Origin of the sequence: Caenimonas soli, assembly GCF_013155545.1 — a bacterium.
Classification (GTDB): domain Bacteria; phylum Pseudomonadota; class Gammaproteobacteria; order Burkholderiales; family Burkholderiaceae_C; genus Ramlibacter; species Ramlibacter soli.
In genome coordinates this window covers 16,900-33,284 of record NZ_JABJVV010000020.1, presented here as the reverse complement: position 1 = coordinate 33,284, position 16,385 = coordinate 16,900, and the positions used below count along the sequence as shown (strand labels likewise).

Here is a 16,385-nt window from a genome sequence, read left to right as displayed (position 1 = left end):
AGGAATCGCCATGTCTAGCACCGCCATCGACAAGACGCCGATCTACACCGAGAACACCGACCCGCTGAGCCGGCAGTTCTCTCACCACCCGGACGTGCACGGCTGGGGCGCCGATCTGGACCCGGTGAACCGGCCGGCCATACCCAAGGAACGCACACCGCCCCGGCTGGCGAACGTGCATTGGGACAAGCCCTCCGCGCAGCCGCAGCATGTCAGGGTGCTGCATTCCAACGAGCGGCCCGGCATCACGCCAATTTTCGGCACCAGCACGCCGCCTTCGGGCGTGTCGGGCAAGATGCGCGAGCTGGCCTTCAGGTTCAGCGAGAACGACATGCGGCATTGGCTGATCCTGCTGGCCGCCGATCGCGTCAACGTGGGCGAAGGCCTGCTGTCGGACCTGGCGCATGGGCACATCCCCAACCTCTTTGCCGAGATGGGCGGGCGCGCCGAGTGGCGCCACAACCGGGCGGGATTCGTGAGGAAGGCGCTGGTGGTGTCGGCCGTGGCCGCTGCGGCCGTTTACCTGATGCGGCGGCGCCGCGCGGAACCGCTGGAGCGGGACTAGCGCGAGCCGGCCAGGCACGCGGCCAGATACGGTGCCGTGCGGCTGGCCTTCACGGCCGCGACCTGTTGCGGCGTGCCCTCGGCGACAACGCGACCACCCTCGTCGCCGGCTCCGGGCCCGATGTCGATCACCCAGTCCGCCTGCGCGGCGACACGCATCTCGTGCTCGACCACGATCAGGGTGTTGCCCGCAGCGACCAGGCCATCCAGTTGCAGCATCAGCCGGTCCACGTCGCAGGCATGCAGGCCGGTGGTCGGTTCGTCCAGCACGTAGAGCGCGTCGCCGCGCTGGGCCCGCTGCAATTCGGTGGCGAGCTTGATGCGCTGGGCTTCGCCGCCGGACAGCTCGGTGGCCGGCTGCCCGAGCCGCAGGTAACCCAGGCCGATGTCCTGCAGCACGCTCAGGGGCCGCCCGACCTGCGCCTCCTCTGCGAAGAAAGCGGCGGCCTCGTCCACCGTCATGCCCAGCACCTGGGCGATGTTCTTGCCTTGCCAGAGGACCTCCAGCGTCTGGGCGTTGTAGCGCGCGCCGTGGCATTCGGGACAAGGCGCGTAGACGCTGGGCATGAAGAGCAACTCGACCGAGACGAAGCCTTCGCCCTCGCAGGTGCCGCAGCGGCCCTTGGCCACGTTGAAGGAGAAGCGGCCCGCGTCATAGCGGCGGCGCCGGGCCGCCGGCGTGGCCGCGAACAGTTTGCGCACGGCATCGAACAGGCCGGTGTAGGTGGCGAGGTTGGAACGCGGCGTGCGGCCGATCGGTTTCTGGTCGACCTGGACCAGCCGGCGGATGGCCTGCGCGCCCCCGGCGATGCGCCCGCCGGTGGGTGCGCCACGGTCCGCGCTGTCCAGGCTTTCGGGCTCGTCGTCCTGCGCGGCCGCGAGCGGCGTGCCGAGGTGTTCCGACACCAGGTCCAGCAAGGCCTGGCTCACCAAGCTGGACTTGCCCGAGCCCGAGACACCGGTGACCACGGTGAAGCAGCCCAAGGGAAAGGCAACATCGACCCCGCGCAGGTTGTTGCGGGCCACGCCCTGCAGCCGCAGCCATTTTCCCGGCGTGCGCAGGGCGCGCGCTTCAGTCCGGGCGTGGCCGAACAAATGGGCGCGCGTCCTCGATTCCTCCACCTCGGCCAATCCATGCGGTGGCCCGCTGAAGAGGACGCGGCCGCCCTTCTCGCCCGCATCGGGGCCCACGTCCACCAGCCAGTCCGCGCTGCGCATGATCGACAGATCGTGCTCGACCACGAACAGGGTGTTGCCCGAAGCCTTGAGGCGATGCAGCGCCGAGAGCAACGCCTCGCCGTCGGCCGGGTGCAGGCCGGCCGATGGTTCGTCCAGCACGTACACCACCCCGAACAGGTGCGAGCCCAACTGGGTCGCCAGCCGCAGCCGCTGCAACTCGCCGGGCGACAGCGTCGGCGTGCTGCGCTCCAGCGACAGGTAGCCCAGGCCCAGTTGCTCCAGCGTGGCGACGCGCGCCAGCAGGTCGCGCGCCAGGCGCTGGGCGGCGATGAGTTTTTCTTCGGAGAGATTGGGTGTGCGCCGCACGTCCGGCGCGCCCTGGTGCGCCGCGCCTCCGTGCGCCACGCGCTCCTGCACGGCCTTGCGCGCCGCCTCGCGGCTGAGTACGGCGTGGTCGTGGCTGTCGGCGGCGAGCTTGCCCTGCGCGGCAGGCCGCAGCACGCCGGCCAGCTGCGACAGCGGCAGCTGCGACATCTCGCCGATGTCCAGGCCGGCGAAGGTGACGGCCAGCGCCTCGCGCTTCAAGCGCTTGCCCTGGCACTGCGGGCAGATGCTGGCCGACATGAAACGCGAGACCCGCTTTTTCATCAAGGCGCTCTGGGTGGTGGCGAAGGTGTTCATCACGTAGTTGCGCGCACCGGTGAAGGTACCCATGTAGCTGGGCTCCATCTTGCTGCGCAGTGCCGCCCGCGTCTCCTTGGGTGTGAAGCCGGCATAGACCGGCACCGTCGGTGTCTCGTCGGTGAAGAGGATCCAGTCGCGGTCTTTCTTCGGCAATTCGCGCCAGGGCTTGTCCACGTCATAGCCCAGGGTCACCAGGATGTCGCGCAGGTTCTGCCCATGCCAGGCGGGCGGCCAGGACGCGATGGCGCGGTCGCGGACGGACAGCGAATCGTCGGGCACCATGTTTTTCTCGGTGACCTCGTAGACGCGCCCCAGGCCATGGCAGCGCGGGCAGGCGCCTTGCGGGGTATTGGGCGAGAAGTCCTCGGCGTACAGCATCGGCTGCCGGGCCGGGTAGCTGCCGGCGCGCGAGTACAGCATGCGCAGCAGGCTGGAGATGGTGGTCACGCTGCCGACCGAGGACCGCGCGCTGGGCGTGCCGCGCTGCTGCTGCAGTGCCACTGCCGGCGGCAGGCCTTCGATCGAATCGACGTCGGGAACGCCCGCCTGGTCGATCAGCCGCCGCGCATAGGGCGAGACCGATTCGAGGTAGCGGCGCTGGGCCTCCGCATACAGCGTGCCGAAGGCGAGCGACGACTTGCCGGAGCCCGAGACACCGGTGAACACCACCAGCGTATCGCGCGGGATGTCGACGTCCACGTCCTTGAGATTGTGTTCGCGTGCCCCCCGCACATGGACAAAACCGTCGGAGGGGCCGATAGGAAGGTCGGGTGGGTGTCGGTCGCGGTCACGGGCCATACCCGACCTTAGGGCCGCGCGGGCCCCGGCCGGGTCGGACGCGACCGCATTCATCGTAGGAGCCGCGCCAGCAAAGGAAACCGTTTTGTTTTACGGGTTGCCCGCATTGAGGCGAATTCACCGTCTGGTTAAAGTCATCCGCTCACACCGGAGAGTTCATGACCCTGCCCGAACGATTCGCGGATGTCCACGAACTGGAAGAGGTGATGAGCCGCCCTTCGCCGGGCCTCCTGGCGGACCTGGAGCGGGCGCCCGGCGACATCATGGTGCTGGGCGTGGGCGGCAAGATGGGACCCACGCTGGCGCGCATGGCCAAGCGCGCGGTGCCGCAGCGGCGGGTGATCGGCGTGGCGCGCTTCTCGCAGCCGGGCCTGCGCGGCGAGCTGGAAGCGCAGGGCGTCGAATGCCTGGAGGCGGACCTGCTGTCGCGCGAGGCGCTGGCCAGCCTGCCCGACGTGCCCAACATCGTCTACATGGCCGGCCGCAAGTTCGGCTCGACCGGCAGCGAATGGCTGACCTGGGCGATGAACGCCCATGTGCCGGCGCTGGTGGCCGAGCGCTTCCCTCGCTCGCGCATCGTGGCCTTCTCGACGGCCTGCGTCTATCCCTTCGTCGGCACCGCGGGCAACGGCGCGACCGAGGACATGCCGCCCACCGCGCCTTCGGGCGAATACGCGAATTCCTGCGTGGCGCGCGAGCGCATGTTCCAGCATTTCTCGCACCAGTTCCAGACGCCGGGCCGGCTGCTGCGCCTGTCGTATGCCATCGACATGCGCTACGGCGTGCTGCACGACGTGGCGCAGAAGGTATTGCGGCGCGAGCCTATCGACCTGGCGATGGGCCACGCCAACATCATCTGGCAGGGCGAGGCCAACGACTGGGCGCTGCGCTCGCTTGGCGCTTGCGATACGCCCACTTCGCCGCTGAACATCAGCGGGCCCAAGATCAGCATCCGCGACGCGGCGCAGGCCCTGGGGCAACGCCTTGGCATCGCCCCCGTGCTCACGGGCCAGGAAGCGCCGACGGCCTGGCTGGTGGATTGCACGCGGGCTTTCGAGCTGTTCGGCCCGCCGCAGGTTGGCCTGGACCGCATGCTGGACTGGACCGCCGACTGGGTCCGGCGCGGCGGCGAAACGCTGGGCAAGCCGACGCACTACGAAGCGCGCGACGGCAAATACTGAGGGCAAGCACCTATGCACTGGTCCGACATTCCCGCCGATTCGCTGGCCGTGCTGCGCCGGGGAGCGGTCATCCCGGCGCACCTGCTGGCGCTGGATGCGAAGCGCCAGCTCGATGCAAGGCGCCAGCGCGCCATGACGCGCTACTACCTGGATGCCGGTGCCGGCGGCGTGGCGGTGGGCGTGCATTCGACGCAGTTCGCGATCCGCGAAGTGGGCCTTTACCAGCCCGTGCTGGAACTGGCGATGCAGACGGCGCGCGACTGGGAGCCGTTGGGCGGGGCCAGGCCCTTGTTCATGATCGCCGGCCTGGCCGGCCGCACGCAGCAGGCGGTGCGCGAGGCGGAGCTTGCGCGCGGCCTCGGCTACCACGCCGGGCTGCTGAGCCTGGCGGCGATGAAGGGCGCGAACGAGGACGAACTGGTGGCGCACTGCTGCGCCGTCGCCGAAGTCATGCCGCTGGTGGGCTTCTACCTTCAGCCCGCAGTGGGCGGCATCCATCTGCCAATCGGCTTCTGGCGCCGCTTCGCCGAGATCGACAACGTGGTCGCCATCAAGATGGCGCCCTTCAACCGCTATCGCACGCTGGACGTGATCCGCGGCGTCGTCGCGGCGAGGGCCGAGGAACGCGTCACGCTCTACACCGGCAACGACGACCATATCGTGCTGGACCTGCTGGCGCCCTTCACGTTCATGCGCGACGGCCGGCTGGTTGCCGTGCGGATCAAGGGCGGCTTGCTGGGGCACTGGAGCGTGTGGACCAAGCCGGCGGTGGAGTTGCTCGGCCGGATTCATTCCGCCGTCGAGACCGGCAACATCACGCCGGAGCTGCTGGCGCTCGACGGCCAGGTCACCGACTGCAACAGCGCCCTGTTCGACGTGGCGCATGACTTCCACGGCTGCATCGCGGGTTGCCACGAAGTGCTGCGCCGCCAGGGACTGCTGGAAGGCATCTGGTGCCTGGACCCGGGCGAAGGATTGAGCCCCGGCCAGGCCGCCGAACTCGACCGAGTGCGCACCGACTATCCGCACCTGACCGACGACCATTTCGTGGCCGAGCACCGCGGGCGCTGGCTCGCATGAGGCTAGGGCATTCATCGTTGACAGCCCCAGACCCAATCCGTACAGTTTTGCCAATTAACCAGTTAGGGAATTAACCCGCGAAAGGCCCGGCATGAACAAGCGCTTCTTCATCAAGTCCCTGTCGCTGGCCGTGATGGCCCTGGGCCTGGCCGCGCCCGCGGCAGCCCAGCAATGGAAGCCGACCAAGCCGATCAACCTGATCGTGCCGTGGGCGGCCGGCGGCTCAACCGACCAGGTGACTCGCGTGACGGCGGCAGAACTGGAGAAAGTGCTGGGCCAGAAGATCGTGGTGGTCAACCAGCCCGGCGCCTCCGGCTCCATCGGCACCAAGAGCGTGTGGGACGCGCCCAAGGACGGCTACACCTGGGCCGCCGGCGCGGCCCAGGACCTTGGTGCCTACCAGACCTTGGGCATGTTGGACGTGCCGGCACGCGAGTGGCACCTGTTCCTCACCGTGGCCAACGTGCCGGTGGTGGGCGTCAACGCCGCCACCCCCTGGCAGAACATGAACCAGTTGCTGGACGCGATGAAGGCGAAGCCCGGGGAGATCAAGGTGGCCACCGCCGGTGTGACCTCCGGCGGTCACAACGCGATGGAACTGATTTCGCGCGCGACCGGCGTCAAGTACCGGCACGTCACGTATGACGGCGGCAATCCGGCGGCCGTGGCCACCGTCGCCGGCGAAACCGATCTCACCACGCAGCTGGCCGTGGAGCAGGCCGACTTCATTCGCGGCAAGCGCATCCGCCCATTGGCCGCGGTCAGCGACAAGCCGCTGGAGTTGGAAGGCTACGGCGTGATCGAGCCCATCACCAAATTCGTGCCCAACCTGCGCGTGCCGACCAACTATTTCGGCATCTTCATTCCCAAGGGCGTGCCGCCTGAAGTCGTGGCGACAGTACAGCAGATCTGGAACGACCAGATCGCCAAGAGCGAGGCGCTGAAGAAATACGCCACCAGCCGCGGCGCCCTGTTCGCCCCCGTGGCCGGCGACGCAGCCTTGTCGGCGGCCATGCCCGCCATTGCCGCCAACGCCTGGCTGATGCAGGACACCGGCAAGGCCAAGGTCTCGCCCGACAAGGTCGGCATCGCGCGACCCTGATCGCGCGCGATGGAAACGCAAGCGGAAGAGGGCGTCCCCTCACCGCGCTCCGACCTCATCTCCGGCGGCGTGTGGGTGGTGATTGGCGCTGCCATCACCATCGGGTCGTGGAACATGGACCGGCTTGCCAACCAGGGCGTGCCGGGCTTCGCGGCACCCGGGTTGGTCCCCGGCATCCTGGGCGTGCTGATCCTGCTCACGGCGCTCGTGATCGTCATGCGCTCGGTCGCCCGCGGCGCGCTGACTCCGGCCGGCCGGGGCGAGCCCGGACGCGCCACGCTCGGCCGCACCGCCCTGACGCTTTTCTTGTGCCTGGGCTTTGCCGGCGGCCTGGTGGGTCATGGCCTGCCGTTCTGGGCAGCGGCCGGCACATACCTGTTTCTTCACATCTTCCTCTTGCAGCTGCCCGAGCGGCGCGCCGCCGGACAGGTGCGGCGCGGCATCGCGGTAGCCGCGGCCGTCGCGCTGGGTGCGAGCGTGACCATCTCCATGCTGTTCCAGTACGCGTTCCTGGTGCGGCTGCCATGAAGAACTTTCACTGATGCTCGAAGGCCTCTACGCGCTGGGCCGGTCGCTCGGCACTTTCTTCACTTTCTGGCCGCTCACTTACGCGCTGGGGGCGACCCTGGTGGGCATTCTGGTCGGCTGCATGCCGGGCTTGTCGGCGACGCTGGCGATTGCGCTGCTGACCACACTCACCATCAAGATGCCGCCCAACGACGCCATCCTGATCCTGATCTGCGCCTACGTGGGCGCGATCTACGGCGGCAGCCGCACCGCCATCCTGCTGAACATTCCCGGAACTGCCGCCAACGCGGCAGCTTGCCTCGACGGCTACCAACTGGCGCTGAAAGGCCAGGCCGGCCGAGCCATGGGCATCGCCACCTGCGGCTCGGTGGCGGGCTCGCTTTTCGGGATCCTCTGCCTGGCACTCTTGACCCCAGCCCTGGGCGAGGTCGCGCTGTCATTCGGTGCTTTCGAGTTCTTCTGGCTGGCGCTATTCGGCGTGATGATGTCGGGCACCATTGCCGGCAGCGACCCGGTCAAGGGCTGGCTGATGGGCTTCGCCGGCCTGTTCCTCACGCTGATCGGCCAGGACGGCATCAACGCGCACGACCGCTTCACCTTCGGCTACGGCGAATTGTCCGGCGGGCTGTCGCTGATCCCGGCGCTGATCGGCGCCTTCGGCCTGGCCGAGATCCTCACGGTGCTGTCCGAGCCCGTCCGCAAGGCAATGCTCAACAGCGTCGACTCGGTCCTGCCGCGCATCAAGGACGTGGTCCAGTACTGGCGAACCATTCTTCGCTCGGGCGTGATCGGCGTGTACATCGGCATCCTGCCCGGCGTCGGCGAGGACATGGCAGCCTGGTCCTCGTACGCGGCGGCACGCCGGGCCAGCAAGGAGAAGGAGCTGTTCGGCAAGGGCTCCATCGAAGGCCTGATGGCCGCGGAAACGGGCGACAACGCTTCCATCCCCGGCGGGATCATCCCTGCGCTGGCGCTGGCGATTCCCGGCTCGGCGCCATCGGCGGTATTGATGGCGGCGATGATCATCCACGGCGTACAGCCCGGCCCCATGCTGATGGTGAACCAGCCGCAATTCGTCTACGACGTGGTCGCCATGACGCTGCTGGCCACGCTGGGCATGCTGTTCTTCGGGCTGTTCCTGGTCAAGCCGCTGCTGGCGATCATCCGCATCCCGCGCAGCATCATCATGCCGGTGATCATGGTGCTGTGCACCGTGGGCGCCTTCGCGATCGCCTCGCGCCTGTTCGACGTCTACATCATGCTGTTCATCGGCGTCTGCGGCTTCATCCTGCGCCGGCAGAACTACCCCATACCGCCTTTCGTTCTAGGCATCGTGCTGGGAGACATCCTGGACAAGAGCCTGCGCCGCGGCTTGACCCTCAGCAACGGCGACCTCACGCCTTTCATCACTCGCCCCATCTGCGCCCTGCTGGCCGCCATTACGGTGTTCACCATGCTGATGTATGTGCCCGGCGTCAATCGCGCGGTCAAGGCGGCCAACGCCCGAGTCTGGGCTTCCTTCAAGGGATTGGTGGGACGATGAGCTTGCTCAAGTTCGCGCTGTGCAACGAGGTCCTGCAGCCGATGCCGTTCGAGAAGCAATGCAAGACCGCGGCCGCCCTCGGCTACGACGGGCTGGAGGTGGCGCCCTTCACCCTGGCCGAAGACCCGATGCGGATGAGCGATGCGCAGGCCACGCAGTTTCGCGGGATCGCGCAGGATCACGGTTTGCGGATCTCCGGCCTGCACTGGCTGCTGGTCGCGCCGGTGGGCCTGTCCATCGTGAGCCCCGACCCGGCCGCGCGCGCCCGCACCGTCGCCGTGATGCGGCGGTTGATCGAACTGTGCGCCCTGATGGGCGGCAGCTACCTGGTGCACGGCTCGCCCAAGCAGCGCTCGGTGCCGCCGGGCTCCAGCCATGAGCAGGCCCTGGCGCGCGCGACCGAATGCTTCGCGCAGGTGGCGCTGACGGCACGGGACTGCGGCGTCATCTACTGCATAGAGCCGCTATCGACGCGAGAAACGGATCTCATCAACTCGGTGGCGGAGGCGGTGCGCATCGTCGATGCCATCGATTCCCCGGGCCTGAAGACCATGATCGATTGCAGCGCGGCCGGCCAGGTGGAAACCGAGACCATCGAAGTGCTGATGGCCCGCTGGATGCCGTCGGGCCATATCGCCCATGTGCAGCTGAACGATCCCAATCGCCGCGGACCGGGCCAGGGCGCGATGCGCTTCGCGCCCATCATTGAGACCATCGCGCAGATGCAGGCCATGGGCCGCTACGAAGGCATCGTGGCCGTCGAGCCATTCGACTATGTGCCGGACGGATTGGGTTGCGCGGCGCACTCCATCGGTTACCTCAAAGGCATCGTGGAAGGCTTGGCGGCGCATGACTGAGCAACTGCGCTTCGCCGTGCGCGAGATCGAGCTGTCTGAGCGGCCCGTCGTGCTGCGCCTGCCGTTCCGTTTTGGCGTGGTCACACTCACCCAATGCCCGCAGGCGTTCGCACGGGCCCGCATCGAACTGGAGGGCGGCAAGAGCCAATGGGGCGCCGCGGCCGAGATGATGGCGCCCAAATGGTTCGACAAGAACCTGCAGCTGTCCAACGAGGACAACTTCGAGCAGCTGCGCGACGTGCTGCGCATGGCGCGCCAGGCTTACCTGGGCGATGCAGTGCCGGCGACGGCCTTCGGCCACTTCGCACGGCATCACGACAGCCACCTGCACGCGGCCGCCTCGAAGGGCCATAACCCGCTGCTGGCGAGTTACGGCCCGGCGCTGATCGACCGCGCGATCCTCGATGCGCTCTGCCGCCATCTCGGGGTTTCCTTCTATAAGGCGATGCAGGGCAATTTGCCCGGCATCGGTGGGCAGCAGCGCGAGTTTTCGGGCTTCGACTTCGAGCGCTTCCTGCCCGCACTGCGGCCTTCCGGCACCATCGAGGCGCGCCACACCGTCGGCATGCTGGACGCGATCACGGCGGCTGACCTCCACGAGCGGGTTGGCGACGGCCTGCCGGAAACGCTGGAAGAAGTGATACAGGCGCATGGCCACCGCTATTTCAAGCTCAAGGTTGGGGGGCAGACCGCCGCCGACCTGGCCCGGCTCGAAGCCATCGCGGCCGTGCTCGATCGCCTGCCCCAGCCCTACTTCGTTTCGCTGGACGGCAACGAGCAGTATTCCGATGCGCAGGGGCTGACCGAACTGGTGGCGGGCATCCGCGCCCGACCCGCCCTGGCGCGGCTGTGGGAATCCACCCTTTTCATCGAACAGCCGATCGCCCGCAAACTGGCGCTGGACACCGACCTGCGCGCGGCGGACCTGGGCAAGCCGGTGATCATCGACGAATCGGATGGCGAGCTCGACACCTTCGCGCTGGCGCGCGAGCGCGGCTACCTGGGCGTCTCGTCCAAGACCTGCAAGGGCCTGTACAAGGCGCTCCTCAATGCCGCGCGCTGCGCGCAATGGAATGCGCAGGAGGGCGCGGCGCGCTATTTCATGTCGGCCGAAGACCTGACGACGCAGGCCGGCCTGTCGGTGCAGCAAGACCTGGCGCTGGTCAATCTGCTGGGCATCCGCCATGTGGAGCGCAACGGCCATCACTACGTCAACGGCATGGCGGCCCAGGGCGACGCGGAACAGCAGGCGTTCCGCACGGCCCATCCCGACGTGTATGAGCGCAGCCATGGCGCGGTGCGGCTGAAGATCCAGGGCGGGCGGATCGCGATCGGGTCGCTGGCTTGCGCCGGCTATGCGAGCGCGGCGATGCCGGATTTCAGTGCGATGACTGCAATTTGAACGCGGGCCGGCGTTCACCCACCTGCGTGCCCCGCGCATTGGCGATCGCCTCGGCGCGCCAGGGCCGCAGTTCCTCCCGCTGGCGCGCATCCAGCCAGCCCAGTTGGTCCAGCACGGCCGCCGTGGCGGCGTTCAGCGCCGTCGAATTGCCGTCGGCGATCTTCAGCGCAAAACCCTGGCGGCGGCTGCGGCTGGCGACGACCTGCACGCCATCCGCGCCGGCCTTGGTCACCCAGTCGCCGCGCCCTGCGCGCATGAAGGCCAGGTCGCTGCGGGCCGTGCCGGACACCAGTTCGGGATGCGAGGTCATCGCATCGGCCAGCTGCACGAAACTATCGCCGAACTCGGGATCGGACAAACCGCTGGCAAGCCGCGCATAACCGCGCGCCAGACTGGCCAGCGGCATCGCGTAGTTCGGCGCCGAGCAACCGTCTATGCCCATCTTCAGGTCTTCGGGCGCCAAGCCTACGGCCCGCGCCATATCGCGTCGGATCGCTTGCTGCAGCGGATGGCCCGGCGCGAGGTAGTGGCCCACCGGCCAGCCTTGCTGCACGCAATGGGCCAGGAAGCCGGCGTGCTTGCCGCTGCAGTTGTGGTGGCGTTCGTCGTACTCGCCGGGCGCGGGCCTGGGCGCGACCCCGAGGTCGGCGAAGATGGGCACGTGGCAGCCGCACTGCAAGGCCTTGTACGTCAGGCCCGCCTTGTCCAGCATGCCCTGCACCTGCTCCACATGCATGGGCTCGCCGCTGTGGCTGGCACACATCATCGCGATGTTTTCGCGCGAGAAACCCATGGCCTTGGGACCACCCGCCTGCATGAACGGCAGCGACTGCAAGGCTTTGAGCGTGGACCGCGTGAAGCTGATCCATTGCGGATCGCCGGCGCGCGCCAGCACCTTGCCTTTGACGTCGGCGACGGCCACGGCGCCGAAATGCACGGACTCCAGCGTGCCGCCGCGCAGCAGCTCGATGAGGGGGACGAATGAGCCCATGCCCACATTATTCCTCGGCGCACTTGACCTGTTAGCCATCGCTCCTGTCTCTGGCGACGCATGCCACCAGAAGTAGGAGCGCGCCAAACATACAGGCGAAAAGGGCAAGTGCGAAGCGAGGCCAAGAGAGCGACCCCATCCAAGCGTATCCACTGATCGCTAGCAATGCGGCGCCGGCGATTGCGCAGCCCTTTCGCCAGCCGCTCCATTTCGCCTGCGACTCTGCGATCGACTCTGAGGGGGAGCTGTATGGCCTGCGAGCAGTGCGCCAGGCAGCTCGAGCGTTGGCAATCTCGGCACCAGAGGCCCTGGCAGGAAAACCACACGACGAGCAGGAGATCGCCAACGGCTCGTTCGGCTCGTCACAAGCGAAGCAGCGCCAACGATACGGTTGTTTCATGATAGCTAACGTAGAAACGACCGGCGGACAGCAGGCAGGCGAATGCCCGCCGACAGGACGTCCGTGTCGATTGCCATGTTATCCCTCGCGTCACTCATAGTGAGTCCACATCCGCAGTATTCGAACCATCCGCTCCTTCTTGAATACCTCGTATACCAAGCGGTGCTGGATGTTGATACGGCGGGAATATGCGCCCTCAAGGTCGCCAACAAGCTTCTCGAACGGAGGGGGGTTCTGAAACGGGTCGTGCGCCAACACCTCCAGTAGTTCCTGCGCCTTTTCCTTCAGACCTGCTGCTGAGAGCTTCTTCGCGTCCTTGAGCGCATGCTTCGCATAGACAACTTGCCACTTCACCACTTGACTTCTCTGGCGCTCTTCTCAAGAGGCTCGGCCATGCCCTTCTTGATCGATTCACGCATGCCAGGCACGGAGAGGAGATAAAGGGTCTCCTGAATCGCATCCCAATCCTCGGCCGATACGAGGACTGCACTACTGCGCCTACCCGCAATCACCACGGGTCGATGAGACTCGTTCGTCTCGTCGATCAGCCGGTACAGGTTGGCGCGCGCTTCGCTAGCAGTGACAGGATTAGCCATGGGTGTTCTCCGATGGCAGCAATCGTACGCTTATTCGTACGTCCGGTCAAGCGCGGTGGTTTCGAACGAGGGATGACGTAAAAATGACCGGACCACCAACGCAAGCGGCGAAGCCGCCTCCTGCTGTTGTGGGTCCGTGTCGATTGACAAGTTAGACAGCACTTGGAAACTAGTGGTCATAACGAAGGGCGGACGGCTTGCACTTACGAGTTTCATGATTCCAAACCTGCACTTGAGGATCCAGCTGACCGGGAGTTCCCATGGGTAGTAGGACGAGGAGATCGCCAGCGCCGTTCGAAGCAATCGCGACAGCGCCTTGCGGAAAGCCCTCCCAGGCTCTCGCGCTGCGCGTTTCCAAGACGATATGGCCGGCGGAGCGTCCTGCGGTCTTCCGGTTGGTTGCGTCGAACACCGGAAACACCTGCCAGTCGTCGCCTGCCGTTGAGAGTTCGCCACCGTTCCGGGCCATGAGCCGCTCGCGGTATTCCCGTGGCAGTTTGACGCCGAGTTCTCGCTCCGCTGCCGCAACGTGGATTACGGTTGTAGGGAAGGCCATGATGTTTGCCGTGCGGTCTAACGTAATATCTCCCGCGCCCTCAAACCTCTTATCGCGCAGTTGCGGGATAAGTTGGTTCGGTGGACGGGTTCAAGTGCTTGTCGCACTTCTATATTTTGCTGGAAGGCATGTGGCCGTGGTCCGATAAATCCGGACCTGCAATGCCGCGATCGCCCGTGGGTAAACGACGCGGGATATTGCTGCGCGATAAGCTGGCTTTTGCCGGCTATTCTGCTCATTGCCCTCCTCCCCGAGTGGCTTGCAGGCTCACGTGCCAATGCGCTCGGTATCTGCACTATAGCCGCCATGTCGCCGGGTTGACCGCAGCGCGCTTGCCCCTTGTTCGACAATGGCTGCATGGCCGAACTCCGCTCCCCCCTTCAAGCCCAACTCGTGCAATGGCTCGTCGCGCCCGGCGATACCGTTCAGGCAGGCGACGTGGTCGTCATCCTCGAAGCCATGAAGATGGAGCATGAGATTCGCGCAGACAAGGCCGGTCAGGTGCGGGCACTGTTTTTCGCCGCGGGCGAGTCGGTCGGCGAGGGCGACGTGCTGATGGCGACGCAGCCGGTGTCCAGCACCGCGCCGCAGGGCCCGAGTCCGGCGCCCGAAACCGCGCAGCCTGCGGCCGCCAGTGCGAGCGGCCTGCGGCCCGACCTGCAGCGCGTGGTCGACCGTCACGCCTTCACGCTCGATGCCAGCCGGCCCGAGGCCGTGGCCCGGCGCCACGCCGCCGGCGGGCGCACCGCGCGCGAGAACGTGGCGCACCTGTGCGACGACGGCAGCTTCATCGAGTACGGCGCGCTGGCCGTGGCCGCGCAGACCCGGCGCCGGAGCATGGAGGACCTGATCGCCAACACACCGGCCGACGGAATGATCGCCGGCATAGGCACCGTCAACGCCCAGGCGTTCGGCCCGGAGAAATCGCGCTGCGTGGTGATGGCCTACGACTACACGGTGCTGGCCGGCACCCAGGGCATGCGCAACCACCACAAGAAGGACCGCATGCTGGGCTTGGCGCACCAGCTCAAGTTGCCGGTCGTGCTGTTCGCGGAAGGGGGCGGCGGCCGTCCGGGCGACGTGGACATGCCCATCGTTGCCGGCCTGAACAACCACACCTTCAGCCAGTTTGCCGCGCTCTCGGGCAAGGTGCCGGTGGTCGGCATCGTGCATGGCCGCTGCTTCGCCGGCAACGCCGCGCTGCTGGGCTGCTGCGACGTCATCATCGCCACCCGGGCCAGCAACATCGGCATGAGCGGCCCCGCCATGATCGAAGGCGGCGGCCTGGGCAGCTTCAAGCCAGAGCAGATCGGCCCCAGCGAAGTCCAGTCGCGCAATGGCGTGATCGACGTGCTGGTCAAGGACGAGGAAGAAGCGGTGCGCAAGGCGCAGCAATACCTGTCGTACTTCCAGGGACCGACGGCCCAGTGGGTCTGCGCCGACCAGAACGCGCTGCGCCAGGCCATTCCCGAGAACCGCCTGCGCGTGTATGACGTCCGGGCCTTGATGGAAGTATTGGTGGACACCGGCTCGCTGTTGGAGCTGCGCGCCGGATTCGGCGCCGGCATGATCACGGCGCTGGCGCGCATCGAGGGCCGGCCCCTGGGGCTGATCGCCAACAATCCGCAGCATCTGGGCGGCGCGATCGACGTGGAAGCCGCGGACAAGGCGGCCCGCTTCATGCAGCTGTGCAACGCCCATGGCCTGCCCATCGTCTCGCTCACCGACACGCCGGGCTTCATGGTCGGGCCCGAGATCGAAGCCCAGGCCCAGGTGCGGCATGTGTCCCGGATGTTCGTGATGGCGGCCCATCTGTCGGTGCCTTTCTTCGCCGTGGTGCTGCGCAAGGGCTACGGGCTCGGTGCCCAGGCCATGACGGCGGGCGGATTCGATGCCCCCGTGTTCACGGTGTCATGGCCCACCGGCGAGTTCGGCGCCATGGGCTTGGAGGGCGCGGTGAAGCTGGGCTTTCGCAAGGAGTTGGAGGCCGCCACGCCGGGCGCCGAGCGCGATGCGCTGTACCAGAAGCTGGTGGCCCAGCAGTACGAGAACGGCCAGGCGATGAACATGGCGGCCACGCTGGAGATCGACGCCGTGATCGACCCGGCGCAAACCCGCGATTGGCTGGTGAACGGGCTGGCTTCGGCGACGCACAAGGAGCCGCCCGGAACGCGCTACGTCGATACCTGGTAGCCGGCCGTCACTTCTTGATGGAGGCGATCAGCTTGGAAAGGCTCTGGTCGGCGATCTTGCGCAGCAACTTGGCCTCGGTGATGAGCGCGGGTTCGGGTGCCGGCCCCTTCCTCTCGCTGAAAGCAAGCTGTGCCGCGACAAGCGCTGCGGTGGCCTCGCGCCAGTCCTGAGCTGCCTTGTCCACGGAATTCGCCATAGGGGCCCGGTAGTGTCAGCGCACATTCTATGCACATCGACACCGGGCTGGCGCTCAGTTGCCGAGCAATCGATAGAAATAGGTGGTCGCGCACAAGCCGCCGTGCGGCAGCAGCGCGCAACCCGGGATCGTTGGAACCCTGTCAATCCGCCAAGTGGATCAGGCCCCTATCGCGCCGTTGCCTTCCTCGACTTGGCGGCGGGGCTGCGCGCATCCGGGCGCGGCGGCACGAACCAGAACTCGTAATCTCCCGCTGCCTGCTGATGGACGAACGAGGTGAGGCCCTCGCCCTCGACGGCGAGGTGCTGCATGAGCATCACCTTCGCCAGCCCGGGCCGCTTGTCGGTGTAAACGAACACCCGCGGATCGTGGCGAAAACGCAGGCGAATGAAATTCGGCCCTATCTCGTAATGGCTAACGCCGCGGGTGCCCCCCCGGCTGCCGTATTCGCGCATGACTGAATGGCTCCGTTCTGGCTCCAGGGAACTTCGATCGTGAAGTTCGTCCGTGAAGTCTTGCGCAAATTCTGCGCCCC

At 66.9% G+C, this 16,385-nt stretch carries 15 protein-coding genes and 1 pseudogene; 9 read left to right on the top strand and 7 right to left on the bottom strand.

What is annotated here, in order from left to right:
• Nucleotides 1-10 precede the first annotated feature (10 nt).
• Nucleotides 11-565 carry a hypothetical protein gene (locus HNE04_RS24030; protein ID WP_235965367.1) on the top strand — a complete coding sequence of 185 codons (555 nt, stop codon included), beginning with the start codon at nucleotides 11-13 and terminating at the stop codon, nucleotides 563-565.
• On the opposite strand, the gene HNE04_RS24025 is transcribed toward HNE04_RS24030, so the two are convergent.
• Nucleotides 562-3,225 carry an excinuclease ABC subunit UvrA gene (locus HNE04_RS24025; RefSeq protein ID WP_172225187.1) on the bottom strand — a complete coding sequence of 888 codons (2,664 nt, stop codon included), beginning with the start codon at nucleotides 3,223-3,225 and terminating at the stop codon, nucleotides 562-564. The genes HNE04_RS24030 and HNE04_RS24025 overlap by 4 nt on opposite strands.
• Before the next feature lie 158 nt (nucleotides 3,226-3,383).
• Here HNE04_RS24025 and HNE04_RS24020 point away from each other — a divergent pair, with 158 nt between their 5' ends.
• The 7 genes from HNE04_RS24020 (at nucleotide 3,384) to HNE04_RS23990 (ending at nucleotide 10,918) form a co-directional block, all read left to right on the top strand.
• Nucleotides 3,384-4,406, top strand: a complete 1,023-nt coding sequence (locus tag HNE04_RS24020) for an NAD-dependent epimerase/dehydratase family protein (protein ID WP_172225185.1) — start codon at nucleotides 3,384-3,386, stop codon at nucleotides 4,404-4,406.
• A gap of 12 nt (nucleotides 4,407-4,418) precedes the next feature.
• Nucleotides 4,419-5,486: a dihydrodipicolinate synthase family protein gene (locus tag HNE04_RS24015; protein ID WP_172225182.1), complete on the top strand. Its 1,068-nt coding sequence runs from the start codon at nucleotides 4,419-4,421 to the stop codon at nucleotides 5,484-5,486.
• A gap of 91 nt (nucleotides 5,487-5,577) precedes the next feature.
• Nucleotides 5,578-6,588 carry a tripartite tricarboxylate transporter substrate binding protein gene (locus HNE04_RS24010; protein ID WP_172225179.1) on the top strand — a complete coding sequence of 337 codons (1,011 nt, stop codon included), beginning with the start codon at nucleotides 5,578-5,580 and terminating at the stop codon, nucleotides 6,586-6,588.
• 9 nt (nucleotides 6,589-6,597) lie between these two features.
• On the top strand, nucleotides 6,598-7,116 hold the full coding sequence (locus HNE04_RS24005) for a tripartite tricarboxylate transporter TctB family protein (protein WP_172225174.1): 519 nt from the start codon (nucleotides 6,598-6,600) through the stop codon (nucleotides 7,114-7,116).
• A 13-nt stretch (nucleotides 7,117-7,129) separates the two neighbouring features.
• A complete protein-coding gene (locus HNE04_RS24000; RefSeq protein ID WP_172225169.1) occupies nucleotides 7,130-8,659 on the top strand; it encodes a tripartite tricarboxylate transporter permease in 1,530 nt (509 codons plus the stop codon).
• Nucleotides 8,656-9,516, top strand: a complete 861-nt coding sequence (locus HNE04_RS23995) for a sugar phosphate isomerase/epimerase family protein (RefSeq protein WP_172225164.1) — start codon at nucleotides 8,656-8,658, stop codon at nucleotides 9,514-9,516. Before HNE04_RS24000 ends, HNE04_RS23995 begins: the two co-directional genes overlap by 4 nt.
• Nucleotides 9,509-10,918, top strand: a complete 1,410-nt coding sequence (locus HNE04_RS23990) for an enolase C-terminal domain-like protein (RefSeq protein ID WP_172225161.1) — start codon at nucleotides 9,509-9,511, stop codon at nucleotides 10,916-10,918. The genes HNE04_RS23995 and HNE04_RS23990 overlap by 8 nt, the downstream gene beginning before the upstream one ends.
• On the opposite strand, the gene HNE04_RS23985 is transcribed toward HNE04_RS23990, so the two are convergent.
• From HNE04_RS23985 to HNE04_RS23970, 4 genes are all read right to left on the bottom strand, one after another.
• Nucleotides 10,896-11,909, bottom strand: a complete 1,014-nt coding sequence (locus HNE04_RS23985) for an asparaginase (protein ID WP_172225158.1) — start codon at nucleotides 11,907-11,909, stop codon at nucleotides 10,896-10,898. The two genes, HNE04_RS23990 and HNE04_RS23985, sit on opposite strands and share 23 nt — an antisense overlap.
• Before the next feature lie 490 nt (nucleotides 11,910-12,399).
• The gene (locus HNE04_RS23980; RefSeq protein WP_172225156.1) at nucleotides 12,400-12,663 is read right to left on the bottom strand and encodes a Txe/YoeB family addiction module toxin; all 264 of its coding nucleotides are present in this window, start codon (nucleotides 12,661-12,663) and stop codon (nucleotides 12,400-12,402) included.
• Complete coding sequence (locus HNE04_RS23975; protein ID WP_172225153.1) at nucleotides 12,660-12,905, bottom strand: type II toxin-antitoxin system Phd/YefM family antitoxin; 246 nt, start codon at nucleotides 12,903-12,905, stop codon at nucleotides 12,660-12,662. Before HNE04_RS23975 ends, HNE04_RS23980 begins: the two co-directional genes overlap by 4 nt.
• 169 nt (nucleotides 12,906-13,074) lie before the next feature.
• On the bottom strand, nucleotides 13,075-13,461 hold the full coding sequence (locus HNE04_RS23970; protein ID WP_172225150.1) for an SMI1/KNR4 family protein: 387 nt from the start codon (nucleotides 13,459-13,461) through the stop codon (nucleotides 13,075-13,077).
• Nucleotides 13,462-13,866: 405 nt separating this feature from the next.
• Between HNE04_RS23970 and HNE04_RS23965 the strand changes: the two are divergent.
• Nucleotides 13,867-15,654 (top strand): annotated as a pseudogene (locus HNE04_RS23965) (carboxyl transferase domain-containing protein); the annotation flags it as partial.
• 7 nt (nucleotides 15,655-15,661) lie between these two features.
• Here HNE04_RS23965 and HNE04_RS23960 read toward each other — a convergent pair.
• Together HNE04_RS23960 and HNE04_RS23955 are read right to left on the bottom strand one after the other, a co-directional pair.
• On the bottom strand, nucleotides 15,662-15,850 hold the full coding sequence (locus tag HNE04_RS23960; RefSeq protein WP_172225144.1) for a hypothetical protein: 189 nt from the start codon (nucleotides 15,848-15,850) through the stop codon (nucleotides 15,662-15,664).
• A gap of 167 nt (nucleotides 15,851-16,017) precedes the next feature.
• The gene (locus HNE04_RS23955) at nucleotides 16,018-16,305 is read right to left on the bottom strand and encodes a hypothetical protein (protein ID WP_172225141.1); all 288 of its coding nucleotides are present in this window, start codon (nucleotides 16,303-16,305) and stop codon (nucleotides 16,018-16,020) included.
• Nucleotides 16,306-16,385: the final 80 nt, after the last annotated feature.

What these genes read in the sequence shown, in the direction of transcription:
- HNE04_RS24030 (WP_235965367.1), top strand. Translation starts at nt 11, where the DNA reads ATGTCTAGCACCGCCATCGACAAGACGCCGATCTACACCGAGAACACC.
- HNE04_RS23955 (WP_172225141.1), bottom strand. Translation starts at nt 16,305, where the DNA reads ATGCGCGAATACGGCAGCCGGGGGGGCACCCGCGGCGTTAGCCATTAC.
- HNE04_RS24025 (WP_172225187.1), bottom strand. Translation starts at nt 3,225, where the DNA reads ATGGCCCGTGACCGCGACCGACACCCACCCGACCTTCCTATCGGCCCC.
- HNE04_RS24020 (WP_172225185.1), top strand. Translation starts at nt 3,384, where the DNA reads ATGACCCTGCCCGAACGATTCGCGGATGTCCACGAACTGGAAGAGGTG.
- HNE04_RS23995 (WP_172225164.1), top strand. Translation starts at nt 8,656, where the DNA reads ATGAGCTTGCTCAAGTTCGCGCTGTGCAACGAGGTCCTGCAGCCGATG.
- HNE04_RS24015 (WP_172225182.1), top strand. Translation starts at nt 4,419, where the DNA reads ATGCACTGGTCCGACATTCCCGCCGATTCGCTGGCCGTGCTGCGCCGG.
- HNE04_RS23985 (WP_172225158.1), bottom strand. Translation starts at nt 11,909, where the DNA reads ATGGGCTCATTCGTCCCCCTCATCGAGCTGCTGCGCGGCGGCACGCTG.
- HNE04_RS23960 (WP_172225144.1), bottom strand. Translation starts at nt 15,850, where the DNA reads ATGGCGAATTCCGTGGACAAGGCAGCTCAGGACTGGCGCGAGGCCACC.
- HNE04_RS24010 (WP_172225179.1), top strand. Translation starts at nt 5,578, where the DNA reads ATGAACAAGCGCTTCTTCATCAAGTCCCTGTCGCTGGCCGTGATGGCC.
- HNE04_RS24005 (WP_172225174.1), top strand. Translation starts at nt 6,598, where the DNA reads ATGGAAACGCAAGCGGAAGAGGGCGTCCCCTCACCGCGCTCCGACCTC.
- HNE04_RS23990 (WP_172225161.1), top strand. Translation starts at nt 9,509, where the DNA reads ATGACTGAGCAACTGCGCTTCGCCGTGCGCGAGATCGAGCTGTCTGAG.
- HNE04_RS23975 (WP_172225153.1), bottom strand. Translation starts at nt 12,905, where the DNA reads ATGGCTAATCCTGTCACTGCTAGCGAAGCGCGCGCCAACCTGTACCGG.
- HNE04_RS23970 (WP_172225150.1), bottom strand. Translation starts at nt 13,461, where the DNA reads ATGGCCTTCCCTACAACCGTAATCCACGTTGCGGCAGCGGAGCGAGAA.
- HNE04_RS24000 (WP_172225169.1), top strand. Translation starts at nt 7,130, where the DNA reads ATGCTCGAAGGCCTCTACGCGCTGGGCCGGTCGCTCGGCACTTTCTTC.